The organism is Nonomuraea mangrovi (assembly GCF_042681425.1).
Taxonomy (GTDB): domain Bacteria; phylum Actinomycetota; class Actinomycetes; order Streptosporangiales; family Streptosporangiaceae; genus Nonomuraea; species Nonomuraea mangrovi.
Window position 1 is genome coordinate 241,445 of the sequence record NZ_JBHUFV010000061.1, and the last position, 21,583, is coordinate 263,027.

Consider the following 21,583-nt stretch of genomic DNA (forward strand, 5'->3'; position numbering starts at 1 on the left):
ATCTCTGACGTCAACCTCTCCGCATATGCACCAGAGTGAGATGATCGTCCATTCGCTCCCGACTCGTTTCCTTGTACCCCATGCGACGGTAGAGGCGCAGATTGCCCTCCGACAGGTGGCCGGTGAACAGGTCGAACGCCGTCGCCTCGGCCACCTGCTCGTGCAGGGCCTCCAGCAGCGCGGTCCCGATGCCGCTCCCCTGCGCGTCGGGCGCCACCACCAGCCGCCCGACCAGGCAGGTGGTGCCCGCCGGCTGGCCCCTGACCGCGCCGACGATCCGTCCGCCCACGATGGCCTTGAGCACGACAGCCGACTCGATCGCCTTGCGCACCTGCTCCACCGACTCCACCAGCGGCGGGATGAACGGGTCACCGTACAGCTGGGCCTCGGTGACGTAGGCCGCCCGCTGCACCGTCAGGATCTCTCCCGCGTCCTGTGCCACCGCCCGCGCGATCATCCCCTCACCTTAGCGGCCCCCTCCCTCCCGGGTACGGCAAGCGCCCCCGCCGCCTTGCCGGCGGCCGCCCGTCAACCCCCTCTCCAGACCTCAGGGCAGCTCGGCACAGCTCAGGCGCGACACAGCACAGCTCGAGCAGCGCCCTGACACGGACACGGGGCACGGGGCACGGGGCACGTGGCACGTGGCACGGGGGCACGGGGGCACGGGGGCACGGGACATGGGGCACGGGGCATGGGTCACGGGTCACGTCACGAACAGGCTCGGCACGCCTCGGAGCGGCCCGGGCGTCCCGGCACCCCAGGCGCGGCCCAGCACGCCTCGGAGCAGCGCAGGCGCGTCCCGGCACCCCGGCGCGGGCCCTGCTGGAACAGAAGAGGCTCAGCACGGCTCGGAGGCGGCGGCTCGGCGTGGTTGGGGGCGGTATGAGACACGGTTCGAGGACGACGGGCGCAGCACGAGGCGGCGCGGGACGCGGGGCGAGGCGGTGCGGGACTGGGGCGAGGCGCGCGGCTCGGCGTGCGAGGCGAGACAAGGCGAGGCGGGAGGCCAGGCAAGGCGAGGCGGGAGGCGGGACAAGGCGAGGCGGGACAAGGCGACGCGGGGCGGGATGGTGCCGGACGGGACGGGCCGGGTGGGACGCGACGGGGCGGCGAGGTGCGAGGCCGAAGGGTGCGAGGCCGAAGGGTGCGAGGCCGAAGGGTGTAGGGCTGGGGGTGCGAGGCCGAAGGGTGTAGGGCTGGGGGTGCGGGAGCGCAGGTCAGGGAGCGAGTCGTCGGGGGACGGTCCATCGGTGGGGGCAGGGTTCGATAAGTTGGTCTAATGTCTTTTGCCCGCGCAGCAGCCCGACCGAGCGAATCCTCCGCTTTGTCGCGGCTCGCGTGGCTGGACGCGCTCCGCGGCATCGGTGCCGTCGCCGTGCTGGCGGAGCACCTGCTGCCATGGGTGGTCCCGTCCCTGCGGCCGTACTGGTTCAACCTCGGCATGTACGGCGTGCTGGTGTTCTTCCTCGTCAGCGGCTACATCATCCCGACCTCGCTGGAACGCCGCGGCGACGTGGGCGGCTTCTGGGTGGGCAGGCTCTGCCGCCTCTACCCCCTCTACCTCACGGTGATCGCCCTGGTCCTGGCCACGTCGTGGTGGATCCCGATCCGTGAGGCCGTCCCGAGGGAGTCGTCCTCGGTCGCCGCCCACGCCACGATGCTCCAGGACGCCCTGGGCACCGGCGCCACGGTCGACACCATGTGGACCCTCGCCTACGAGATGGTGTTCTACCTGCTCGTCACCACCCTGTTCGTCGCGGGCGCGCACCGCCGCAGCGGCCCGACCTCGATCGGGTTCGGCGCGGCGGCCGTCGTCAGCGGTCTGTTCATGGCGGCCGCGCCGATCGCGCCGGGTCCCTGGCCTTCTTGGCTGGCGTTCACGGTCTTCTTCGGCGGCGTCGCCTGCCTGATCAGCGGCAGGTTCGTGAAGGCCGCCGCGTACGTCATGGGCGCGGGCGCCCTGGCCCTGCTGATCCTGACCAGCAGGGTGCCGTGGTTCGGGCTCGCCATCCTCGCCGTCATGTTCGCCGGCACGGCCATCCAGCGCTGGGAGCGAGGCGAGGGCGTGCTCTGGCCGGTCGCCGTCACCGCCGCGCTCGTCGCGGTGGCTCCCGCCTGGGCGATCCAGGCGGGCTGGTGGTGGGTACGGCCCGGCGTGTGGATCACCACGATCGCGCTGGCGGCCGTGACCTTCGCGGGCGCGATGGCGCTGCGGCGGCGCGCGACGTTCCGCCTCCTGGCCTGGCTCGGAATGATCAGCTACTCGCTCTACCTGCTACATCATCCGCTGCTGAAGGCCTTCATCACGGTGACGGGCGACCTGCGCTGGGTGCCGCTACCGGTGCAGGTGTCGATGGCGGGACTGTTCCTGGTGCTCACGGTGGGGGCGAGCTGGTTGACCTATCGCTTCGTCGAACTCCCGATGCAGCGCCTCGGCCGCCGCCTCACCGCCCGCCGCGCCTGATCCAGGACACCGACACAGGCCACCACGCCGTCCCTGACCACCCGGCCTCCATCTCCATCGAGCTCGGGTGCCGATCTCCCCGCAGCTACGACTACGGCCCGATACGGCCGCCTCCCGCGTCCGGCGGCTCAGCTCCCCCACGCCAAGCCTTCGGGCCGATCCCCCGCGTCACCCAGGGGACCCTGCCGCCACACAGCATGGGTGCCGTGCAGCATGGGTGCCGTGCATCCTGCTGCCGCGCCCAAGAGTTCGCCGAACTCGCCCCGGAGGAGCGTTCGAGCCCAGAGCGGAGGGCCACGGGTCCGTTGGAGTGGCCCGGCCGCGCGCGCTCGGGGAAGCGTGCCCGTTGGGGTGGCCCAGTCACGCGCTCGGGAAGGCGTGCCCCTTGGGGCGGCCCGACCATGCGCGCTCAGGGAAGCGGGTCCGTTGGGGTGGCCCGGTCACGCGCTCGGGAAGGCGTGTCCCTGGACAGGCCCCGGCCACGTGCCAGGGGTGGCGCGTGACCCCTGCTTGCCGTACAGGCCATGAGACAGACACGGAGCGAACGCGGAGAAGCCCCGCACGGACGGATGTCCGTGCGGGGCTTCTCCGACTAGCTCAGCCCGAGAGGAGCGTCAGCTCTGCCCACCGGCAAGCTTCTCGCGCAGGGCCGCGAGGGCCTCGTCCGAAGCGAGCGCGCCGGCGGCCGGAGCCGAGGACGAGCTGCTGCTGGACGGAGCCTGGGTCTCGCCGCTGTAGGTCGAGGGGACTTCGCCCGCCTCGGCCTCGGCCTTGCGGGCGTCCTCGATCTGCTTCTTGTGGGCCTCGAAGCGGGTCTGCGCCTCGGCGTACTGGCGCTCCCACTCCTCACGCTGCCTGTCGAAGCCCTCGAGCCACTCCCCGGTCTCCGGGTCGAAGCCCTCGGGGTAGATGTAGTTGCCCTGGTCGTCGTAGGTGGCCGCCATGCCGTACAGCGTCGGGTCGAACTCGACCTCGGCGCCGACGCCCTCGTTGGCCTGCTTCAGCGAGAGGCTGATCCGGCGACGGTCGAGGTCGATGTCGATGATCTTCACGAAGATCTCGTCGCCGACCTGGACGACCTGCTCGGGGATCTCCACGTGGCGCTCGGCCAGCTCGGAGATGTGGACCAGGCCCTCGATGCCCTCCTCGACCCGGACGAACGCGCCGAACGGCACCAGCTTGGTGACGCGGCCCGGCACGACCTGGCCGATCTGGTGGGTGCGGGCGAACTGCTGCCACGGGTCTTCCTGCGTCGCCTTGAGCGAGAGGGAGACGCGCTCGCGCTCCATGTCGACGTCGAGAACCTCGACGGTGACCTCCTGGCCGACCTCGACAACCTCGGAGGGGTGGTCGATGTGCTTCCAGGAGAGCTCGGAGACGTGAACCAGACCGTCGACGCCGCCGAGGTCCACGAACGCACCGAAGTTAACGATCGAGGACACGACGCCCTTGCGGACCTGGCCCTTCTGGAGGGTGTTGAGGAAGGTCTGGCGGACCTCGGACTGCGTCTGCTCGAGCCAGGCGCGGCGGGACAGGACCACGTTGTTGCGGTTCTTGTCCAGCTCGATGATCTTGGCTTCGAGCTCGCGGCCGACGTAGGGCTGCAGGTCGCGAACACGGCGCATCTCGACCAGGGACGCCGGCAGGAAGCCACGGAGGCCGATGTCGAGGATGAGACCACCCTTGACGACCTCGATGACGGTGCCGGTGACGATGCCGTCCTCGTCCTTGATCTTCTCGATCGTGCCCCAGGCGCGCTCGTACTGCGCGCGCTTCTTGGACAGGATCAGGCGACCCTCCTTGTCCTCCTTCTGGAGAACCAGGGCCTCGACGTGCTCGCCGACCTCGACAACCTCAGCCGGGTCGACATCGTGCTTGATCGAGAGCTCACGCGAGGGAATGACACCCTCGGTCTTGTAACCGATGTCGAGCAAGACCTCGTCTCGATCGACCTTGACGACGGTGCCCTCGACGATGTCGCCGTCGTTGAAGTACTTGATGGTCTCGTCGATCGCGGCGAGGAAGGCCTCTTCGGAACCGATGTCGTTGACCGCTACCTGCGGGGTGCTCGAGGTGGCCTCGGTGCTGCTCGTCATGTGTGGAATTGCTCCGAACGCGGACAGATGTCGATGTGGCGGATGCGCAGCAGGCTCTCTTCCGCATCAAGCCGAGGATGACGTCATCGACGAGACCGAGCGCGAGCCCGCTCCGTCTGAGGCGCGCGCGAGCCCACAGCGCAGCGATCAGCATATGAGACCTGGCGGGCGGGGTCAATCCGAGGACACGGGAGTGCAAGGCGCGCAAAGCCGCGTGGGGCCGCCTAGTAGGCGTTGAGCTGGGCTCTCCGCTTGACAGCGATATTACCCTCAGTTTTCCGTGGGATGGAGATCCGCTGCGGGTCTCCATCGGAGACAAAGCGCTCGCCAGGGTGTTTGTTCAGCCATTCCAACCAGTACTGTGAGCACCACTTTCGGCACTCGCCCCGCTTGCCGTTGCTCTGGATCCGCTGGATCGCGCCCGCGTCGAAATTTTTCGCGTATGGCGAAAACGAGGGTTCGGCGCCCGCGAGGAAGACGCCCTCGACATCGTAGTCCGTGCCGTCCCATGATCCGGCCTTGGCGATCTTCTTGGGGTGCGGCATCGAGCCGAACGGCAGGGCGAGCGTGTCCGAGGCCGGCGCGCCGAGCTTCTTCAGCAGCCGTTCCAGCCTGACGATCTGCTCCTTGACCTTCTTCTTCGGCAGCACGGCCAGGTTGGGATGGGACCAGGTGTGGTTGGCCACCTCGAAGCCGCGCTCCGTCAGCCACCGCACGGCCGCGGCCTGGTCCTCCTGGCGCCGCAGGCCGAAGGGGTAGTGGTTGATCCAGAAGGTGGCCACGGGCCTGAAGCCCGGGTACTTCCTGGCCACGTCGTAGATGATCCCGACGGCGGTGTCCTTCTTGGGCATGCCGCCGCCGTCGAGCGCGAAGTGGCTGGCGTGGCCGTCGTCGAAGGTGAGGACCACAGGGAACTTGCCTGCGGGCACCCTGATGTCTCCGGTCACGAACTCCTTGGCGGTGATCGGGACGTAACCCTGCCTGGCCAGCTTCTCCAGCTCCTGGCGGACCTGCGATGGCGTGCGGTCGATCGAGGCGAACCGCTTCTTCATGATCCGGTGGTACATGAGCACGGGGACCAGGCCGAGCTCGTTCGCCTTCACCTGCTTGGCGAACTCGGGGGTCGCGTTGACCGCGGGCGGCAGGTCGGAGCTCGGCAGATCCGGTTTCGCCGCGGGCGTGGCCTGGGGGTCCTGCGACGGCTTCGCCGTGCCGACCGCCGCGGTGCGCCCCACGGTGGGTTCGCCCGCGGTCGGCAGCAGCAGAAGAGCCGCGATCGCGATCGTGATGACCACGGCGTTGGCCACCCCAAGGATCCGCGTGAGCAACGCTGAATTCCGCACTGAACTCCCGTGCCGATCGGGGGCAGACCAATCACCTCAGCCTAGACCAGAACGGCACAGAGGCTCTCATGATCGACCCGCCGGGCCGTGTGCTTCACCGTCCAGGCGCGCGCCCCAGAAGGGGCACGCGTCACCCGCCCCTGGCCCCGTGGGCCAGGAGCGGCGTGATGGACGGACGACGGCCCCCTGCCCACGGTGGCCTGTCCCTGAGACCCCGTACGGACCTGTCCCAGACGTGCCGTACGGAGTGGAGGGAGCGGGTCAGTGACCCGCGTCCTCCCACGTGCGGCCGACGCCCACGGAGACGTCCAGAGGGACGCGCAGGCTGTAGGCGGAGTTCATCTGGTCGGTGACGACCTGCCGGAGCGTCTCCAGCTCGCCCGGGGCCACCTCGAACACCAGCTCGTCGTGTACCTGCAGCAGCATCCTTGAGGCGAGCCTCTCCTCGCGCAGCGCCTGGCTCACGTTGAGCATCGCGACCTTGATGATGTCGGCCGCCGAGCCCTGGATCGGCGCGTTGAGCGCCATCCGCTCGGCCATCTCGCGCCGCTGCCTGTTGTCACTGGTCAGGTCGGGCAGGTAGCGGCGCCGGCCCATGATGGTCTCGGTGTAGCCGTCCTTGCGGGCCTGGGTGACGATCTCGTGCAGGAAGTCGCGGACGCCGCCGAACTCCTCGAAGTACTCCTCCTTGAGCGCCCTGGCCTCGGCGACGGGGATGTTCAGCTGCCCCGACAACCCGAAGTCCGACAGCCCGTAGGCCAGGCCGTAGTTCATCGCCTTGATCCGGGCGCGCAGCTCGCCGTCGACCTGCTCGGGCGGCAGGTCGAAGACGCGGGCGGCGGTCGCCTGGTGGAAGTCGTGACCGGACTCGAAGGCGGCGATCAGCGACTCGTCGCCCGACAGGTGCGCCATGATGCGCAGCTCGATCTGGCTGTAGTCGGCGGTCAGCAGCGTCTCGTAGCCCTCCCCGACGACGAAGCCCTGCCTGATGCGCCGGCCCTCGGAGGTGCGGATCGGGATGTTCTGCAGGTTGGGCTTCTCGCTCGACAGACGCCCCGTGGCCGCGACGATCTGGTTGAACGTCGTGTGGATGCGCCCGTCGTCGGTGATCTCCTTGATCAGCCCCTCGACCGTGGTGCGCAGCTTCTGCTGGTCGCGGTGGCGCAACATGATGATCGGCAGTTCGTGGTCGGTCTGCGTGGCCAGCCAGGTGAGCGCGTCGGCGTCGGTGGTGTAGCCGGTCTTGGTCTTCTTGGTCTTGGGCAGGTTGAGCCTGACGAAGAAGATCTCCTGCAGCTGCTTGGGCGAGCCCAGGTTGAACGGCTCGCCGACCACGCGGTGCGCCTCCTCGACGGCCTGCTTGACCGCGCCGCCGAACTCCGACTCCAGGCCCGCGAGATATGCGCGGTCGGCGCCGATGCCGGCCCGCTCCATCTCGGCCAGCACGCTCAGCAGGGGCAGCTCGACGTCCTCCAGCAGCTGGGTGCCGCCGCGCCCGGCCAGGAAGGACTCCAGCGAGTCGGCCAGCTCGCGCACCGCGTGAGCGCGCAGCGCCAGATCCTTGGCAGGCGCGTCGTCGTCGTCGCCGAACAGCGCGGCCTGGCCGCCGGAGTCCTCCTCGACCTTGAGGTCGCGGTTGAGGTAGCGGCGGGCGAGGTCCTCCAGGGCGAAGGTGCGCTGACCCGGCATCGCCAGGTAGGCGGCCAGCGCGGTGTCGCACGCCAGGCCTCTCAGCTCCATCCCCTGCGCCCACAGGGCCAGCATGGGGCCCTTGGCGTCGTGGACGGCCTTCGGCCTCGCCTCGTCGGCCAGCCACGCCCTGAGGGCGCTCTCGTCGGCCTCCGTGAGCCTCGTGGGGTCGATGTGGGCGGCCGTGCCGTCGGGCGAGGCGACGGCGATGCCGTCGATACGGCCCGTGCCGCTGCCGTAGGCGCCCTTGAAGGCCAGCCCCGCGCGCCCCTCGGGCATCGCCGACAGCCATCCCGCGACCCTGTCGGGGCCGAGGATCACCGTCTCCACCTCGAAGCCCTGCTCGGGCTCGGCCTCACCGGTGCCGAGCACCTTGAAGACGCGCTCGCGCAGTTCGCCGCGGATCTGCAGCGAGTCGAACAGCTTGTTGATCTCCTCGCGCTCCCACACGCCCTGCTTCAGCTCGGCCAGGTCGGCCTCGACGGGCACGTCGCGCAGCAGCTCGGTCAGCCTGCGGTTCATCAGGACCTGGGCGACGTGCTCGCGCAACTTGTCGCCGACCTTGCCCTTGACCTCGTCGACCCGGTCGACCAGGGCGGTCAGCGAGCCGAACTCGCGCACCCACTTGGCCGCGGTCTTCTCCCCCACCCCTGGGATGCTCAGCAGGTTGTCGCTGGGGTCGCCGCGCAGCGCGGCGAAGTCAGGGTACTGCTGCGGCGTCAGGTCGTACTTCTCCACGACCGCCTCGGGGGTGAAGCGCGTCATGTCGCTGATGCCGCGCCTGGTCATCAGCACCGTGATGTCCTGGCTGACCAGCTGGAGCGCGTCGCGGTCACCGGTGACGATCAGCACGCTCATGCCCTCGGCGGCGGCGCGGGTGGCCAGCGTGGCGATCAGGTCGTCGGCCTCGTAGCCCGCCAGCGACAGGCGCGGGATGCGCATGGTGTCGAGCAGCTCGAAGATCAGCTGCATCTGCCCGCGGAAGTCTTCGGGCGTCTCGCTGCGGTTGGCCTTGTACTCGGCGTACTCGACGTGCCTGAAGGTCGGCTCCGACCTGTCGAAGCACACCGCCACGTTGGTCGGCTGCTCATCGCGCAGGATGTTCGTCAGCATCGAGGTGAACCCGTAGACCGCCTCGGTGTGCTGACCGTCGGAGGTCATCAGGTTGGCGTCCTTCAGGGCGTAGAACGCCCGATAGGCAAGGGAATGCCCATCCAGGAGCAACAGGCAAGGACGGGTGGGGGTCACTTCACTCTTCGGCACACTGGCAGCCTAGTCTCCATGTGCGACAGAAAACGTGAGCTCTAGGTACAGGAGGCCTCCCCTTGACGTTCGACGTAGCCGTGGTGAACGAGCTGAACAAGGGCACCCTCGGCGAGCGGATGGGCATCGAGTTCGTCGAGGCCAGCGCCGAGCGCGTGGTGGCGAGGATGCCGGTGAAGGGCAACACCCAGCCGTACGGCCTGCTGCACGGCGGCGCCTCGGTCGTGCTCGCCGAGTCGATCGGCTCGATCGGCGCGGCCATCCACGCCGGATCCGAGCGCATCGCGGTCGGGATCGAGATCAACGCCACCCACCACAGGTCGGCCACCGAGGGCTACGTGACGGGCGTGGGGACCATGCTGCACGGCGGCAGGTCGCTGGCCAGCTACGAAGTCGTGATCAGCGACGAGCAGGGCCGCAGGGTGTGCACCTCGCGCATCACGTGCATGCTGCGGGACGCCTGAGTAACACGCGCGAGTTGTGCGCACCCTTTGCGCGGCCGCCCCAGTGGTCGCTACGGTTGTGCCGACAGAGCCGCGGGGAGGCCGAGTAGAAAACGTGTGGGGCCGGGGAAGCCCTACATGGTCCCAAAGGCCCCCCCGGTTCCTCTGTACGGCTAGAGCACCTTCGACAGGAACAGCTTCGTCCGCTCGTGCTGCGGGTTGGACAGCACCTCGCGCGGCGCGCCCTTCTCCACCACGAGCCCGTCGTCCATGAACACCAGCGAGTCGCCGACCTCGCGGGCGAAACCCATCTCGTGGGTGACCACGACCATGGTCATGCCGTCCCTGGCCAGGCCCTTCATGACGTCGAGGACCTCGCCGACCAGCTCGGGGTCCAGCGCGGAGGTCGGCTCGTCGAAGAGCATGAGCTTCGGCTGCATGGCCAGCGCCCTGGCGATCGCGACGCGCTGCTGCTGACCTCCCGACAGCTGGGCCGGGTAGTTGCCCATCTTCCCGCCGAGCCCCACCCGCTCGAGAAGCTCGGCGGCCCTGGCCCGCACCATGGCGCCCGATTCGCGCTTGACCCGCTGGGGCGCCTCCATGACGTTCTCCAGCGCGGTCATGTGCGGGAAGAGGTTGAAGCGCTGGAACACCATGCCGATGTCCTTGCGCTGCGCCGCGACCTCCCTCTCCTTGAGCTCGTGCAGCTTGCCGCCGTGCTCGCGGTAGCCGATCAGCTTGCCGTCCACCCACAGGCGGCCGGCGTTGATCTTCTCGAGGTGGTTGATGCAGCGCAGGAACGTGGACTTGCCCGACCCGGACGGGCCGATGACGCACATCACCTCGCCGTTGCGGACCTCGAGGTCGATGCCCTTGAGCACATCGACGTGACCGAAGCTCTTGCAGACCTGCTCGGCCCTGACCATCACGTCGTTCATGCCGCCCCGCCTACGTTCCTGACCCGGCCGCCGCCGGGGAGTGACCCCTTCGCGAAGTATCGCTCCAGGTAGTACTGCCCCACCATCATGATCGAGGACAGGATCAGGTACCAGATGCAGGCCATGATCAGCATCGGGATGACCTGGTAGGTCGTGGCGTAGATCGTCTGCGCCGTGAAGGTCAGCTCCAGGTACGGGATGGCCACCACGAGCGAGGTGTTCTTCAGCATCGAGATCGCCTCGTTGCCCGTCGGCGGCACGATGACCCGCATGGCCTGAGGAAGCACGATCCGCCGCATCGTCTGCATGCGGGTCATGCCCAGCGCCTGGGAGGCCTCCTGCTGCCCCGGGTCGACCGACAGGATGCCGGCCCTGATGATCTCGGCCATGTAGGCCGCCTCGTTGAGGATCAGGCCGAGCGCCGCCATCACCGCCGCGCTGTAGAGCGCGTTGGTCGGCCACGTGGCGAACTCGGGGCCGAACGGGATGCCGATCCCGACCTGCGGGAAGAGCGCCCCGATGTTGCCCCAGATCAGCAGCTGCGTGTAAAGCGGGGTGCCGCGGAAGACCCACAGGTACAGCCAGGCCGCGCCGCGCATCAGCGGGTTGGCCGACAGACGCATGAGCGCGAGCACGATGCCCAGGCCGACACCGCCGACCATGGCGGCGATGGTGAGCCAGATCGTGTTGCGCACGCCGTTCAGCACGGGCTCGGACAGGAAGTACTTCCACTGCTCGGGCCAGTTGTAGTTCGGATTGGTGATCAGGTTGTTGACCAGCATCGCGGCCAGCACCACGATGATCACCGCCGCGACCCACCGACCCGGGTGCCGGACGGGCACGGCTCTGATCACTTCAGGCCGCGCCCTCTCCGTCTCAGTCATGGGTTACCCCTGTGCCCCGTTGATCACCGGGTCAGTGATGGCGCCGTCGCCGACACCCCACTTGTCGAGGATCGACTTGTAGGTACCGTCCGCCATGACCTCCTTCAGCCCCGCGAGCCACGCGTCCTTGAAGGTCCCCGAGTTCTTGCCGATGGCGAACCCGTAGGGCGCGGTGTCGTAGGCCTGACCGATGATCTCCAGCTTGTCGCCGGTCTGCTTGACCGCGTAGCCCACGATGGGCGAGTCGGCGAGCATGCCGTCGATCTTGCCGGACACCAGGTCGGCGTTGACCTCGGTCTGCTGCTTGCGCACGACCTGGTCGATGGCGGGCTTGCCCGCCTTGGTGCAGGCCTCGCTCTTCGCCTTGATGTCGTCGACCTGAACGGTGCCCTGCTGGACACCGATCTTCTTGCCGCAGGCGTCGTCGGGGTTGACGGCCTTCGGGTTGCCCTTCAGCGCCGCCCACGCGGTGCCGGCGGAGTAGTAGGTGACGAAGTCGACGACCTTCTCCCGCTCCTTGTTGTCCGTGAAGGAGGAGGAGCCCAGCTCGTACTTGCCCGACCCCAGCCCAGGGATGATCGTGTCGAAGCCGGCGTTCTGGAACTCGGCGGTCAGGCCGAGCTTGCCCGCGATGGCCTCGACGAGTTCGACGTCCCAGCCCACGATCTTCTGGGAGGCGGGGTCGACCGACTCGTTCGGCGGGTAGGAGGCGTCGACACCGACGATCAGCTTGCCGTCCGACTTGATCGCGTCGGGCACCATCGCCGCCAGCGTGTTCTGCGCGCTGGGCGCGGCCGAGGAGGCCCCTGTCGCCGCCGGGGCGGCAGGACTGGCGGCGGTCGTGCCGCCGCCACCACAGGCCGTGAGCGTCAGCGCGCCCGCGACGACGAACGTGCCTGCCGCGAGCGCGCGGCGGGAAAGAGTACCCATACTCACAACGGTCCCCTTCGGTTCCTGGTCTTGTCGCAGAGATGCTCCCGCAAGCTTGTCACCAGGCAGATCACCGCTCAGACACAATCGGACAACTTCCTACAAGCGTAAGTCTTTCGACATAAGCCGAATATCGGGTCAACATCTCTTGCGACCGACCTCTGTCACAAGGCACCGTCCTCCTCGTACCGTGGCGACGTGCGCCGACCCATCCTCATCGCCTGCGCCCTGCTGGCGCTGGCCTCCTGCAGCTCGGCCCCCGCACCGGCGAAACCACAGGCGAGGCCGACCTACGACCTGCCCGCCCGCCCTGTTCGCGTCAACGAGGTCCCGATCCACGCGGCGCCCGTCAACGACGGGGACGCGCGGTTCCAGGTGATCGGCCTGCAGACCGGCCAGGCCAGCCTCTCAGGCAGTCACGCCGAGTGGCCGGCCAAGGGGCAGTTCATCACAGTCCGTGTCGTGGTGGAAAATCCGGGAAGATCCACATCTCGGTTCGACGCGCGCAGGCAGCGGCTGGTCACCGCCGACGGGCGCACCCACCCCATCAGCGACACCGCGCAGATCACCAAGCGCCAGCCCGTCGAGATCCCCGTCGGAGCGGGCGTGCGACTCGAGATGGACCTCTGGTTCGACATCCCCAAGGACGCCAAGCCCACCGCCGTCAAGCTGTACGGCGACCCACCCATCGGCTATCCCAGCACCGACGGCGCGCAGGTGGCGCTGAAATGACGACGGGCGGGGCCGCCGAAGACGACCCCGCCCGCCCCCGTCGCTCAGTGTCCGTTGGCGCTCGTCTCACCGAGATCGCCGCCCAGATAGGCGGCCCGCACGGCGGGATCGTTCAGAAGATCGTGCGCGGGAGCGCTCTTGACGATCTTCCCGGTCTCCAGCACGTACGCCCGGTGCGCCAGCTGCAGCGCCTGCTGGGCGTTCTGCTCCACCAGCAGGACCGTCGTACCCCTGCGGTTGATCTCCTCGATGATGTCGAAGATCTGCTTGACCAGCAGCGGCGCCAGACCCATCGAAGGCTCGTCGAGCAGCAGCACCTTCGGCTTGGCCATCAGCGCCCTGCCGATCGCCAGCATCTGCTGCTCGCCACCCGACATCGTGCCCGCGAACTGGTTGCGCCGCTCCGCAAGACGCGGGAACAGCTCGTAGGCCTCGTTCAGCTCGGGAGCGATGTCGCCGCTACGGGTGTAGGCGCCCATCAGCAGGTTGTCGTGGACGGTCATGCCGGGGAAGATGCCGCGGCCCTCGGGCGCCTGGCCCAGGCCCGCCTGGACCCGCTTGTGGCCGGGCATCTTGCTGATGTCATGCCCGTCGAAGACCACCGAACCCGACGACAGCGGACGCAGGCCCGAGATGGTCTTCAGCGTCGTCGTCTTGCCCGCGCCGTTGGCGCCGATCAGCGTGACGATCTCGCCCTCGTTCACCTCGACCGAGATGCCCTTGATGGCCTCGATCTTGCCGTAGAAGACGTGGATGTCCTTGACCTCAAGAAGCATCTGCGGGTGCCCCCAAGTACGCCTCGATGACCCGCGGGTCGTTCCGCACCTCGTCCGGCAGACCATCCGCGATCTTCTGACCGAAGTCGAGGACGCCGATGCGGTCACTGATGCCCATGACGAGGCTCATGTCGTGCTCGATCAGCAGGACAGTGCGCCCCGCATCCCTGATCCTCCTGATGAGCTGCTGCAGCGCCTCCTTCTCCGCGGGGTTCATGCCCGCCGCGGGCTCGTCGAGCAGCAGCAGCTTCGGGTTGGTCGCCAGCGCCCTGGCGATCTCCAGCCGGCGCTGGTCGCCGTAGGGCAGGTTCTTGGCGTAGTCGTCGGCCCGCTGCGAGACGCCGCAGAACTCCAGCAGCTCCATCGCCAGCGCCCGGCCCTCACGCTCGGCCTTGCGGTGCCACGGCAGACCGAGCGCCACGCTCACCATGCCCGACTTGTGGTGCGCGTCCGCGCCCACCATGACGTTCTCCAGCGCCGACATGTTGTGGAACAGCCGGATGTTCTGGAACGTACGGGCGATGCCCCGCTTGGTGATTTTGAAGCGCTTCAGGCCGCTGATCTTCTCGTCCTGGAAGCGCACCTCACCCTCGGTCGGCTGGTAGACGCCGGTGACCACGTTGAACACCGTGGTCTTGCCCGCGCCGTTCGGGCCGATCAGCGCGAAGATCTCACCCTCGTTCACGATGAGATCGACCTCGCGCAGCGCCGTCACGCCGCCGAAGCGCATCGTGAGCCCGCGCAGCTCGAGCAGGGCCTTCTTCTCCTGGGTCACTTGCTCGCCCCCTCGACCGTCTCAGGCTTCGACTCGGGACCCGCGACCTCGGCGCCGAGGCTGCCCATGCCGCCCGATCCCTCTTTCAGTTCGGCCTTGCGCTGCCTGGAAGGCAACAGACCCTCGGGCCTGAAGATCATCAGAGCCACGAGCACCGCGCCGAAGATCAGCATGCGGTACTCCTGCAGGCCACGGAATCGCTCGGGCAACCAGGCGACGATGAACGCTCCCAGCATGACACCCGGCAGGTTGCCCGCGCCACCCATGACGACCGCGGCCAGGATCGTGGCCGACAGCAGGAACAGGAAGTCGTTCGGGTTCAGCGAGATGACCTTGGCGGCCCAGACCACGCCCATCGCGCCACCGATCGAGGCGCCGATGGCGAAGGCGAGCATCTTGAACCTGAACGTCGGCACACCCATGACCTCGGCGGCGTCCTCGTCCTCGCGGATGGCCGCCCAGGCCCTGCCGACGCGGCTCTTCTCCCAGCGCTTCACCAGGATGATCACGATGACGGCGAGCGCGACCAGCATGTAGTAGTACGGCCTCGGGTCCAGCACGCCGTACTTGAAGATCTGCACGCCGAAGAGCTCCACACCCTCGATGCTCGGCGGGTGCGGGATGCCGCGGATGCCGTTCGGGCCGCCGATCTCGTCGGTGTTGCGGGCCGTGATGCGGATGATCTCACCGAAGCCCAGCGTGACGATCGCCAGATAGTCACCGCGCAGCCGCAGCGTCGGCGCGCCCAGCACGACGCCCGAAAGGGCGCAGATGAGGATGCCGACGACCAGGATCTCCCAGAAGTTCCAACCTGCCCTGGTGCCCAGCAGGCCCATCGTGTAGCCGCCGATCGCGTAGAACGCGACGTAGCCGAGGTCGAGCAGGCCGGCCTGGCCGACCACCACGTTGAGGCCGATCGCCAGCACCACGAAGGTGCCGATCGGGAAGAACAGCACGCTCGCCCAGTCGGAGTACGGCGACATGATCGGCGCCAGCGAGTCCGAGGGAAGCAGCAGAGCGCCGATGATGAGCAGCACGTAGACGGTCCAGCGCTGCCACCAGGGGGCCACGGCCCACGCGTCGCGCATGCGGTCGGAGAAACCGCCCCACGCGGCTCGGATGTTTGACAGTGGATTCTTCTGGTTCATGCGCGCGCCTGCTGAAGTGATTCACCGAGAAGCCCGGTGGGCCGGAACATCAGGACCAAGACGAGGACCGTGAACGAGATCACGTGTTTCCAGTCGGAGCCGAAGATGATGGCGCCGTAGTTCTCCACGAGCCCCAGCGCGATTCCGCCGACCAAGGCCCCGCGAAGGTTTCCGATACCGCCGAGAACCGCCGCGGTGAAGGCTTTGATGCCGAAGAGAAAACCGATGTAGTAGTTGGTGTTCTCATATGCCAGCAGGTACAGCGCGCCGGCCACACCGGCCATCGCGCCGCCGATCAAGAACGTCATCTGGACGATCTTGTTGATGTCGACACCCATCAGCACCGCGGCCTCGGGGTTCTGCGCGGTCGCGCGGATACCACGGCCGATCTTGGTCCGGTTGACCAGCCGCTCCAACAGGATCATCATCACGAGCGCCGCCACGACCACGAACACCTGGTGGGTCATCACCTTGTGGCCGAAGATCGAGAACAGCTCCGTGCGCTCCATGATGCGCGGCAGGCCCATCTGAATGCGGCCGCGCTCAGGCCTGTTGAAGACGGTGGGGATGACCAGGAGCGCGAACAGCTCCTGGAGGAAGATGGAGGCGCCGATGGCCGAGATGAGCGCGGCCAGGCGGGAGGCGCCACGTTTGCGCAGCGGCCGGTAGGCGATCCGCTCGAGGGCCATAGCGGTGCCCGCCGAGGCCAGCGCACCGGCGGCGATCATGGCCAGGATCAGCCCGACGAGCGCGATGCCGGTCAGCGGAGTGTTGATGCCGAACACGAAAGGCACGAACATCGCGCCGAACGTGCCGATCATGAACACTTCCGAGTGCGCGAAGTTGATCAGCCTCAGCACGCCGTACACCATCGTGTATCCGAGCGCGATCAGCGCGTAAATGGATCCGAACGCTAGGCCGTCGATTGTTTGCGGCCAGAACTGAGCAAAGAAGTCATTGAACACGAGACGATTACCACTTCTAGGCGAGGATTCTCCTGCACTGCCGGCAGCAGATGCGCGAAAGGAGCGGGACCGCTCGCGGCGATCCCGCTCCCCGCGCATCAACTACCCGATCTCACCTGAGAGACAGGCGGGAGACCGTTACCCGAGCTTGGCCTCGGAGGCCTTGCCGAGCAGGCTGATGTTGCCGCCCTTGACCTGGTACATGTAGATGTCCTTGGCCACGACCTCACCATTGGACTCGAACTTCACCTGCTTGGAAACGCCGGGGAAGTCGACCGTCTGGATGAAGGTGTTGATGTCCTCAGCCGTCACCTTACCGGCCTTGATCGCCTCGATGAAGACCGACGCGGCGTCGAAGCCCTCCGTGGCGTAGATGGCCGGGTCGGCGTTGTAGGCGGCCTTGTAGTCTGCCGCGAACTTCTTGACCTTCTCGTCGGTCACGTCAGGCGTGGCGATGTAGCAGGGGCAGCCCACGAGCGCACCCTCCGCGTTGGTCGCGCCGGCGCCCTCGATGAGGCCCTTGTCCAGCGAACCGTCGCCGCTGAAGAACTTCGCGTCCTTCACGCCCTTGTCCCGCAGCTGCTTGAGCAGCGGGCCGGCCGCCGCGTAGTAGCCGCCGAAGAAGATGGCGTCGGGCTTGCCCGCGGCCACCTTGTTGACCACCGAGGAGAAGTCGCTCTCCGCCGGGTCGAGCGAGTCGTCGGTGACGGTGGCGCCCTTGGACTTCAGCTGCGCGCGGACCGCGTCGGCCAGCGGCTTGCCGTACTCGGACTTGTCGTCGATGACGAACACGTTCTTGGCCGCGGCGGCGCCGGCGATGAAGTCGGCGATGCCGGGGCCCTGCACACCGTCGTTCGGCAGAACGCGGTGCCAGTACTTCCAGCCGTTCTGCGCGAGCGCGGCGTTGGTCGCCGAAGCCGAGACGCTGGGAACCTTCGCCTCTTCGAGCACCGGCGCCACCTGAGCGGACTCACCGGAGAACGCGGGACCGACCAGCGCAACGATCTTGTCGGTCTTGATGGCCTGCTGGGCGAGACCGACGGCCTTGGTGGCGTCAGCCTGGCTGTCGTACTCCACCATCTCGATCTTGACCTTGGGGTTCGTCGCGTTGTACTGGTCAATGGCCAGCTTCGCGCCGTTCCTGGGCGGAATGACAATACCGGCGTTGGAACCAGTCAGGTCGCCCATGAAGCCAATCTTGACAGTGGTGGGCGCCGCTTCACCGCCACCGGGCGCCGCCGATCCGGCGGGAGCTTCAGAGCCACCGCCGCACGCGGCGAGACCGAGCGTGAGAGCCATACCAACGGCAAGCGCGCCGCCGAAGCGAGCAATCTTTGGCCGCAAGGCTGCCTTCCTTTCGCCTGATCCTTTGTCAGGACCGGATTCGCAGAGTCATGCCCATGCGGGGATGACCCAGGGGGTTGTGACGGTTAGTACAGCCAGGAGATGTCACGGGTTGGTACAGCGAACAGCCTCGTTACCGCTTCGTTATTACACCGATCCTTTACGGCTACCGCAGAGAATTGAAAGGTCAAAGAACCTCAAAGGAACGTTCCACGGTACGAAACGACCGTGGACACAGCCGCACATCAGAGGACACGCTGATGTGAAATCGGTCAGCCGACGCGACCCTGAGTGATCGGAATCCCGCTGATTGCTCAGCTCTGCTTCGTCGCGTCGTCCACGACGATCTGCGCCACCTCGCGCATGCTCAACCTACGGTCCATCGAGGCCTTCTGGATCCACCTGAACGCCTGCGGCTCGCTCCAGCCGTGCTGGGCCATCAGCAGGCCCTTGGCCCGCTCGACCAGTTTGCGGGTCTCCAGCCGGCCCGACAGCGACGACACCTCGGCCGCCAGCGCGACCATCTCCTCGTGCCTGCTGACCGCCATCTCGATCGCCGGGACGAGGTCCGCCTTGGTGAACGGCTTGACCAGGTACGCCATGGCGCCCGCGTCACGCGCCCGCTCCACCAGGTCACGCTGCGAGAATGCGGTGAGGATGAGGCAGGGGGCGATCCTGTCCGCGACGATGCGCTCGGCGGCGGAGATGCCGTCGAGGATGGGCATCTTGACGTCGAGGATCACCAGATCGGGACGGAGCTCGGTGGCCAGCTTGATCGCGTGCTCGCCGTCACCGGCCTCGCCCACGACGACGTAGCCGTCCTCCTGGAGCATCTCCTTGAGGTCGAGGCGGATCAGTGCCTCGTCTTCCGCGATCACCACTCGCCGCTGCGTACTCACGAGCAGAAGACTACCGACGTCCGCTAGATTAGATCCACGCTGGCGCCCGGAGCTGATCCACCATGGCAGGTAGACTCTGGGGGCCAGAACCGGACAAGTCCGAAAAAATGCCCCGATATCCCAACGGCAGAGGAAATGGTCTCAAACACCATCGAGTGTGGGTTCGAATCCCACTCGGGGCACTCTCACCGCCCAGCCCTCCGGTAGGGCGGATCCACAGAGCGACGACACCGAAACTGTCGGTGACGGTCGTCATGCTGAGCGCATGCGTCCTCGCGAAACCGTTGATCAAGCGCTCTCCCTGTCCTCCCAGGGCCTGAGTGGGTGGTCGCCGCACGATGCGGCGTCTCCCTCGGCGCGGTCAGGAAGGGGCGTACGGGCGCGCGGCGGGCCCATGACGAGGCCGACCTACGACGGCACCGCGACTGCCCGCGATGTCACGGCAGGCCGCTGCGCACGACGCCTACGCGCGGTCGCTCGGCCTCTACCTGGGCGACGGACACCTCGTGCAGGGCCGCAAACGGGTCTACCGGCTGTCGATCTACCGCGCGGCCGACCGGCCAGGCGTGATCGAGGAGACGGCCACCGTCATGTCGCTGGTCATGCCGACCTCGACGGTCAACCGCCGCACGCGAAGGGGCTGCACCGAGGTCACGAGCCAGTCCACGCACTGGGCGTGCCTGTTCCCCCGGCACGGGCTCGGCGTCAAGCACCGGCGTCCCATCACGCTCGGCTCCTGGCAGAGGTCGGCCGTCGAGGCGCACCCGGAGCGCTTCGTACGGGGGACGGCCTGCAGACCGAACTCGAAGGTCGCCTCGGCCGGCTGGGCGGCGGACGGCTGTCGCAGCATGAACAGGGTCAGGCGAGCGCTGCCCGGCGGCGTCCGCTGGTACCCGCCGCCGCCACTTCACGAACGAGTCGCGTGACATCCCCGGGCTCTGCGGCGACGCGCTCGATCCGCTCCAGGTGGAGTGGCGCGGCCACGCCGAGCCTGGTCGTCGCAGGCTCGGCGGCACCGACACCGTCGTGGAGGACGCCCCTGGTCACCCAGAGCGGAGGGCGGCCACGGACGACGGTCCTGGTCACGGCCCACCGATGAGAGCACCCGGGGCGGCTCGCCATACGCGAGACCGGGGGCGGCTCGCCATACGCGAGACCGGGGGCGGCTCGCCATACGCGAGACCGGGGGCGGCTCGCCATACGCGAGACCGGGGGCGGGCCTGGATGGCCGCCTCGCCTGCGGCGCCCGCGTGGCCTGCGCCAGGCGGCGCCCGCTCGCCCTCGGCACCGCTGTGAGGGCGCCGGTGCCGCTGGTGGCTGTGGCAGCATGCCAGGGACCGGATGGTGAGGGTGGAGACCGGTGGGCCGGGCGTGGCGGAGATCGCGCGGCAGGTGGCCGAGCAGGCATGGAGCGAGGGGTGCGAGTTGGCCGAGCCGGCAGACAGGATCGAGGAGCCGCTCGCGGGCGGCGGGGTCAACCAGGTGAGCCGGGTGGGGCCGACGGTGCGCAGGCCGGTGGGGCCGTGGACGCCGACGGTCCACCGCCTGCTCGAGCACGTGGCGGCGGCCGGGTTCGGCGGCGCTCCGCGCCCTCACGGGTTCGACCCGCAGGGGCGGGAGATCCTCGACTTCGTCCCCGGCGCGGTGGCCCACCACCCGGAGCCCGACCACGCGTGGAGCGAGGCGACGTTGCGGCGGGTCGGCGTGATGCTGCGCGAATACCACGACGCGACCGAGGGGTTCGGCTCGCAGGGCCCCTGGTACCTGCCGCCGCGCGAGCCCGCCGAGGTGATCTGCCATGGCGACGTCGCGCCGTACAACACGGTGTTCCGCAACGGGCTGCCGGTGGCGTTCATCGACTTCGACACCGCCCATCCAGGGCCGCGGCTGTCGGACGTGGCGTACGCGGCCTACCGGTTCGTCCCGCTGAGCGCCGACGGCGACCTGGGCGAGCAGTCGCGGCGGTTGCGGATCTTCTGCGACGCGTACGGCCTGGCGGCGGCCGACAGGCCCGGCCTTCCGCTCATGGTCCGCGAACGGTTGCACGCCCTGGTCGACCTCATGCGCGCGAAGGCGTCCGCGGGCGAGGCCGCCTTCGCGAGACACCTGGCCGACGGGCACCACACGCTCTACCTCGCCGACGCCGAGCACGTCGCCCGGCACGCCGACGCGCTAGTCCATGCCCTTCCTGCCGGGTGTCCAGAACGGCTTGGTGACGACGTCTCCACGTGACCAGCCGCGCTCGTCGACCAGGTGCGCGCGGACGGCCTGGATCGTGCGGGCCTCCCCTGCCAGATACGCGACGCCCGGCGTGTCAGGCAGGTCCAGCGCGGCGACGGCCTTCACCAGCGCCTCGGAGTTCGCCGCGGACGCGCCTCCCCTGCACACCTGGACGAGGTCGCCGGGCAGGTCGAGGTGGTCGCCGGGCTCTTCGGCCTCCACCGCGCCGAAGACGGGCTCGCCGGCCGGTACGGCGCGCAGCATGGGCCCGAAGGCCACCGCGGCCGTCTCCTCCCCCGCGAACACGTGGTACGGCGCGCCCTGCCGTAACGTGAGCCTGCCCTCCGGTCTGGTGAAGGAGACCTCCTGGCCGGGGCGGGCGGTCCTGACCCAGGTCATGCCGGGCGAGTCGCCGCCGTGGTCGTATCCGACGAGGTCGAGGCACTCCCATGCAGGGTCGTGCCGCCAGACGGAGTACGTGCGCAGGGTCAGCGGGCCGTGGACGAGCACGCGGACGTGCTGTCCCGGCGTCCAGGCGAGTCCCGCGACGGCCTCGCCGCCGATTCTCAGCCTGCGCATCCTGGGGGCGATGCGCTCGACCTCGATGATCTCGCCGGTGACGAACAGCCGGGAACGCAGCGCGCGGGTGATGGTGTTCACGGCACCTCTCTTCG

The 21,583-nt window shown here is 68.3% G+C and carries 19 protein-coding genes and 1 tRNA gene; 6 read left to right on the forward strand and 14 right to left on the reverse strand.

Going from position 1 to position 21,583, the window contains the following annotated elements; translation table 11 throughout:
- Window positions 1-10: 10 nt before the first annotated feature.
- Window positions 11-457, reverse strand: coding sequence for a GNAT family N-acetyltransferase (locus tag ACFSKW_RS40110; protein ID WP_379579109.1), 447 nt, complete (start codon window positions 455-457; stop codon window positions 11-13).
- An 867-nt stretch (window positions 458-1,324) separates the two neighbouring features.
- Here ACFSKW_RS40110 and ACFSKW_RS40115 point away from each other — a divergent pair.
- Window positions 1,325-2,464 carry an acyltransferase family protein gene (locus ACFSKW_RS40115; protein ID WP_379579111.1) on the forward strand — a complete coding sequence of 380 codons (1,140 nt, stop codon included), beginning with the start codon at window positions 1,325-1,327 and terminating at the stop codon, window positions 2,462-2,464.
- Window positions 2,465-3,078: 614 nt separating this feature from the next.
- Here the strand turns inward: ACFSKW_RS40115 and rpsA are convergent.
- The 3 genes from rpsA to polA all read right to left on the reverse strand — a co-directional run bounded on the left by rpsA (window position 3,079) and on the right by polA (window position 8,855).
- The gene (gene rpsA, locus ACFSKW_RS40120; protein ID WP_379579113.1) at window positions 3,079-4,560 is read right to left on the reverse strand and encodes a 30S ribosomal protein S1; all 1,482 of its coding nucleotides are present in this window, start codon (window positions 4,558-4,560) and stop codon (window positions 3,079-3,081) included.
- A gap of 224 nt (window positions 4,561-4,784) precedes the next feature.
- A complete protein-coding gene (locus ACFSKW_RS40125) occupies window positions 4,785-5,888 on the reverse strand; it encodes a polysaccharide deacetylase family protein (protein WP_379579115.1) in 1,104 nt (367 codons plus the stop codon).
- Window positions 5,889-6,164: 276 nt separating this feature from the next.
- Complete coding sequence (gene polA / locus ACFSKW_RS40130; RefSeq protein WP_379579117.1) at window positions 6,165-8,855, reverse strand: DNA polymerase I; 2,691 nt, start codon at window positions 8,853-8,855, stop codon at window positions 6,165-6,167.
- Window positions 8,856-8,974: 119 nt separating this feature from the next.
- Between polA and ACFSKW_RS40135 the strand changes: the two genes are divergently transcribed.
- Window positions 8,975-9,319, forward strand: coding sequence for a PaaI family thioesterase (locus tag ACFSKW_RS40135; RefSeq protein WP_379580243.1), 345 nt, complete (start codon window positions 8,975-8,977; stop codon window positions 9,317-9,319).
- A gap of 152 nt (window positions 9,320-9,471) precedes the next feature.
- On the opposite strand, the gene ACFSKW_RS40140 is transcribed toward ACFSKW_RS40135, so the two are convergent.
- Genes ACFSKW_RS40140 through ACFSKW_RS40150 form a run of 3 tightly spaced genes read right to left on the reverse strand, consistent with a single transcriptional unit; the run spans window position 9,472 to window position 12,050 of the window.
- Window positions 9,472-10,236: an amino acid ABC transporter ATP-binding protein gene (locus tag ACFSKW_RS40140; RefSeq protein WP_379579119.1), complete on the reverse strand. Its 765-nt coding sequence runs from the start codon at window positions 10,234-10,236 to the stop codon at window positions 9,472-9,474.
- A complete protein-coding gene (locus ACFSKW_RS40145) occupies window positions 10,233-11,120 on the reverse strand; it encodes an amino acid ABC transporter permease (protein ID WP_379579120.1) in 888 nt (295 codons plus the stop codon). Before ACFSKW_RS40145 ends, ACFSKW_RS40140 begins: the two co-directional genes overlap by 4 nt.
- A 3-nt stretch (window positions 11,121-11,123) precedes the next feature.
- Complete coding sequence (locus tag ACFSKW_RS40150; RefSeq protein WP_379579122.1) at window positions 11,124-12,050, reverse strand: ABC transporter substrate-binding protein; 927 nt, start codon at window positions 12,048-12,050, stop codon at window positions 11,124-11,126.
- Between the two features lie 198 nt (window positions 12,051-12,248).
- Between ACFSKW_RS40150 and ACFSKW_RS40155 the strand changes: the two genes are divergently transcribed.
- Window positions 12,249-12,782 (forward strand): DUF4352 domain-containing protein, encoded by a 534-nt coding sequence (locus tag ACFSKW_RS40155; protein ID WP_379579124.1) that lies wholly within the window; start codon window positions 12,249-12,251, stop codon window positions 12,780-12,782.
- Window positions 12,783-12,826: 44 nt separating this feature from the next.
- Here ACFSKW_RS40155 and ACFSKW_RS40160 read toward each other — a convergent pair whose 3' ends face one another.
- From ACFSKW_RS40160 to ACFSKW_RS40185, 6 genes are all read right to left on the reverse strand, one after another.
- A complete protein-coding gene (locus ACFSKW_RS40160; protein ID WP_379579126.1) occupies window positions 12,827-13,558 on the reverse strand; it encodes an ABC transporter ATP-binding protein in 732 nt (243 codons plus the stop codon).
- Window positions 13,548-14,288: an ABC transporter ATP-binding protein gene (locus tag ACFSKW_RS40165; protein ID WP_379580245.1), complete on the reverse strand. Its 741-nt coding sequence runs from the start codon at window positions 14,286-14,288 to the stop codon at window positions 13,548-13,550. The genes ACFSKW_RS40160 and ACFSKW_RS40165 overlap by 11 nt, the downstream gene beginning before the upstream one ends.
- 41 nt (window positions 14,289-14,329) lie before the next feature.
- On the reverse strand, window positions 14,330-15,421 hold the full coding sequence (locus ACFSKW_RS40170) for a branched-chain amino acid ABC transporter permease (protein ID WP_379579128.1): 1,092 nt from the start codon (window positions 15,419-15,421) through the stop codon (window positions 14,330-14,332).
- Between the two features lie 56 nt (window positions 15,422-15,477).
- Entirely contained in the window at window positions 15,478-16,446 is a 969-nt protein-coding gene (locus tag ACFSKW_RS40175; protein ID WP_379579130.1) for a branched-chain amino acid ABC transporter permease, read from the reverse strand.
- 138 nt (window positions 16,447-16,584) lie between these two features.
- Window positions 16,585-17,745, reverse strand: coding sequence for a branched-chain amino acid ABC transporter substrate-binding protein (locus ACFSKW_RS40180; protein WP_379579132.1), 1,161 nt, complete (start codon window positions 17,743-17,745; stop codon window positions 16,585-16,587).
- 359 nt (window positions 17,746-18,104) lie between these two features.
- Window positions 18,105-18,689 carry an ANTAR domain-containing response regulator gene (locus ACFSKW_RS40185; RefSeq protein WP_379579134.1) on the reverse strand — a complete coding sequence of 195 codons (585 nt, stop codon included), beginning with the start codon at window positions 18,687-18,689 and terminating at the stop codon, window positions 18,105-18,107.
- 109 nt (window positions 18,690-18,798) lie between these two features.
- Between ACFSKW_RS40185 and ACFSKW_RS40190 the strand changes: the two genes are divergently transcribed.
- The 3 genes from ACFSKW_RS40190 to ACFSKW_RS40200 all read left to right on the forward strand — a co-directional run bounded on the left by ACFSKW_RS40190 (window position 18,799) and on the right by ACFSKW_RS40200 (window position 20,921).
- Window positions 18,799-18,871: transfer RNA gene (locus ACFSKW_RS40190), tRNA-Leu, on the forward strand.
- Window positions 18,872-19,123: 252 nt separating this feature from the next.
- Window positions 19,124-19,615 (forward strand): hypothetical protein, encoded by a 492-nt coding sequence (locus ACFSKW_RS40195; RefSeq protein WP_379579136.1) that lies wholly within the window; start codon window positions 19,124-19,126, stop codon window positions 19,613-19,615.
- Window positions 19,616-20,030: 415 nt separating this feature from the next.
- Window positions 20,031-20,921 carry a phosphotransferase enzyme family protein gene (locus ACFSKW_RS40200; RefSeq protein ID WP_379579137.1) on the forward strand — a complete coding sequence of 297 codons (891 nt, stop codon included), beginning with the start codon at window positions 20,031-20,033 and terminating at the stop codon, window positions 20,919-20,921.
- Here ACFSKW_RS40200 and ACFSKW_RS40205 read toward each other — a convergent pair.
- Entirely contained in the window at window positions 20,862-21,569 is a 708-nt protein-coding gene (locus tag ACFSKW_RS40205) for a siderophore-interacting protein (protein ID WP_379579139.1), read from the reverse strand. The two genes, ACFSKW_RS40200 and ACFSKW_RS40205, sit on opposite strands and share 60 nt — an antisense overlap.
- Window positions 21,570-21,583: the final 14 nt, after the last annotated feature.

Bases quoted from the DNA above. Each gene is read 5' to 3' on its own strand.
- ACFSKW_RS40150 (WP_379579122.1), bottom strand. From the start codon at position 12,050: ATGGGTACTCTTTCCCGCCGCGCGCTCGCGGCAGGCACGTTCGTCGTC.
- ACFSKW_RS40160 (WP_379579126.1), bottom strand. From the start codon at position 13,558: ATGCTTCTTGAGGTCAAGGACATCCACGTCTTCTACGGCAAGATCGAG.
- ACFSKW_RS40195 (WP_379579136.1), top strand. From the start codon at position 19,124: ATGTCACGGCAGGCCGCTGCGCACGACGCCTACGCGCGGTCGCTCGGC.
- ACFSKW_RS40140 (WP_379579119.1), bottom strand. From the start codon at position 10,236: ATGAACGACGTGATGGTCAGGGCCGAGCAGGTCTGCAAGAGCTTCGGT.
- ACFSKW_RS40135 (WP_379580243.1), top strand. From the start codon at position 8,975: ATGGGCATCGAGTTCGTCGAGGCCAGCGCCGAGCGCGTGGTGGCGAGG.
- rpsA (WP_379579113.1), bottom strand. From the start codon at position 4,560: ATGACGAGCAGCACCGAGGCCACCTCGAGCACCCCGCAGGTAGCGGTC.
- ACFSKW_RS40145 (WP_379579120.1), bottom strand. From the start codon at position 11,120: ATGACTGAGACGGAGAGGGCGCGGCCTGAAGTGATCAGAGCCGTGCCC.
- ACFSKW_RS40170 (WP_379579128.1), bottom strand. From the start codon at position 15,421: ATGCGCGACGCGTGGGCCGTGGCCCCCTGGTGGCAGCGCTGGACCGTC.
- ACFSKW_RS40180 (WP_379579132.1), bottom strand. From the start codon at position 17,745: ATGGCTCTCACGCTCGGTCTCGCCGCGTGCGGCGGTGGCTCTGAAGCT.
- ACFSKW_RS40165 (WP_379580245.1), bottom strand. From the start codon at position 14,288: ATGCGCTTCGGCGGCGTGACGGCGCTGCGCGAGGTCGATCTCATCGTG.
- ACFSKW_RS40110 (WP_379579109.1), bottom strand. From the start codon at position 457: ATGATCGCGCGGGCGGTGGCACAGGACGCGGGAGAGATCCTGACGGTG.
- ACFSKW_RS40200 (WP_379579137.1), top strand. From the start codon at position 20,031: ATGGTGAGGGTGGAGACCGGTGGGCCGGGCGTGGCGGAGATCGCGCGG.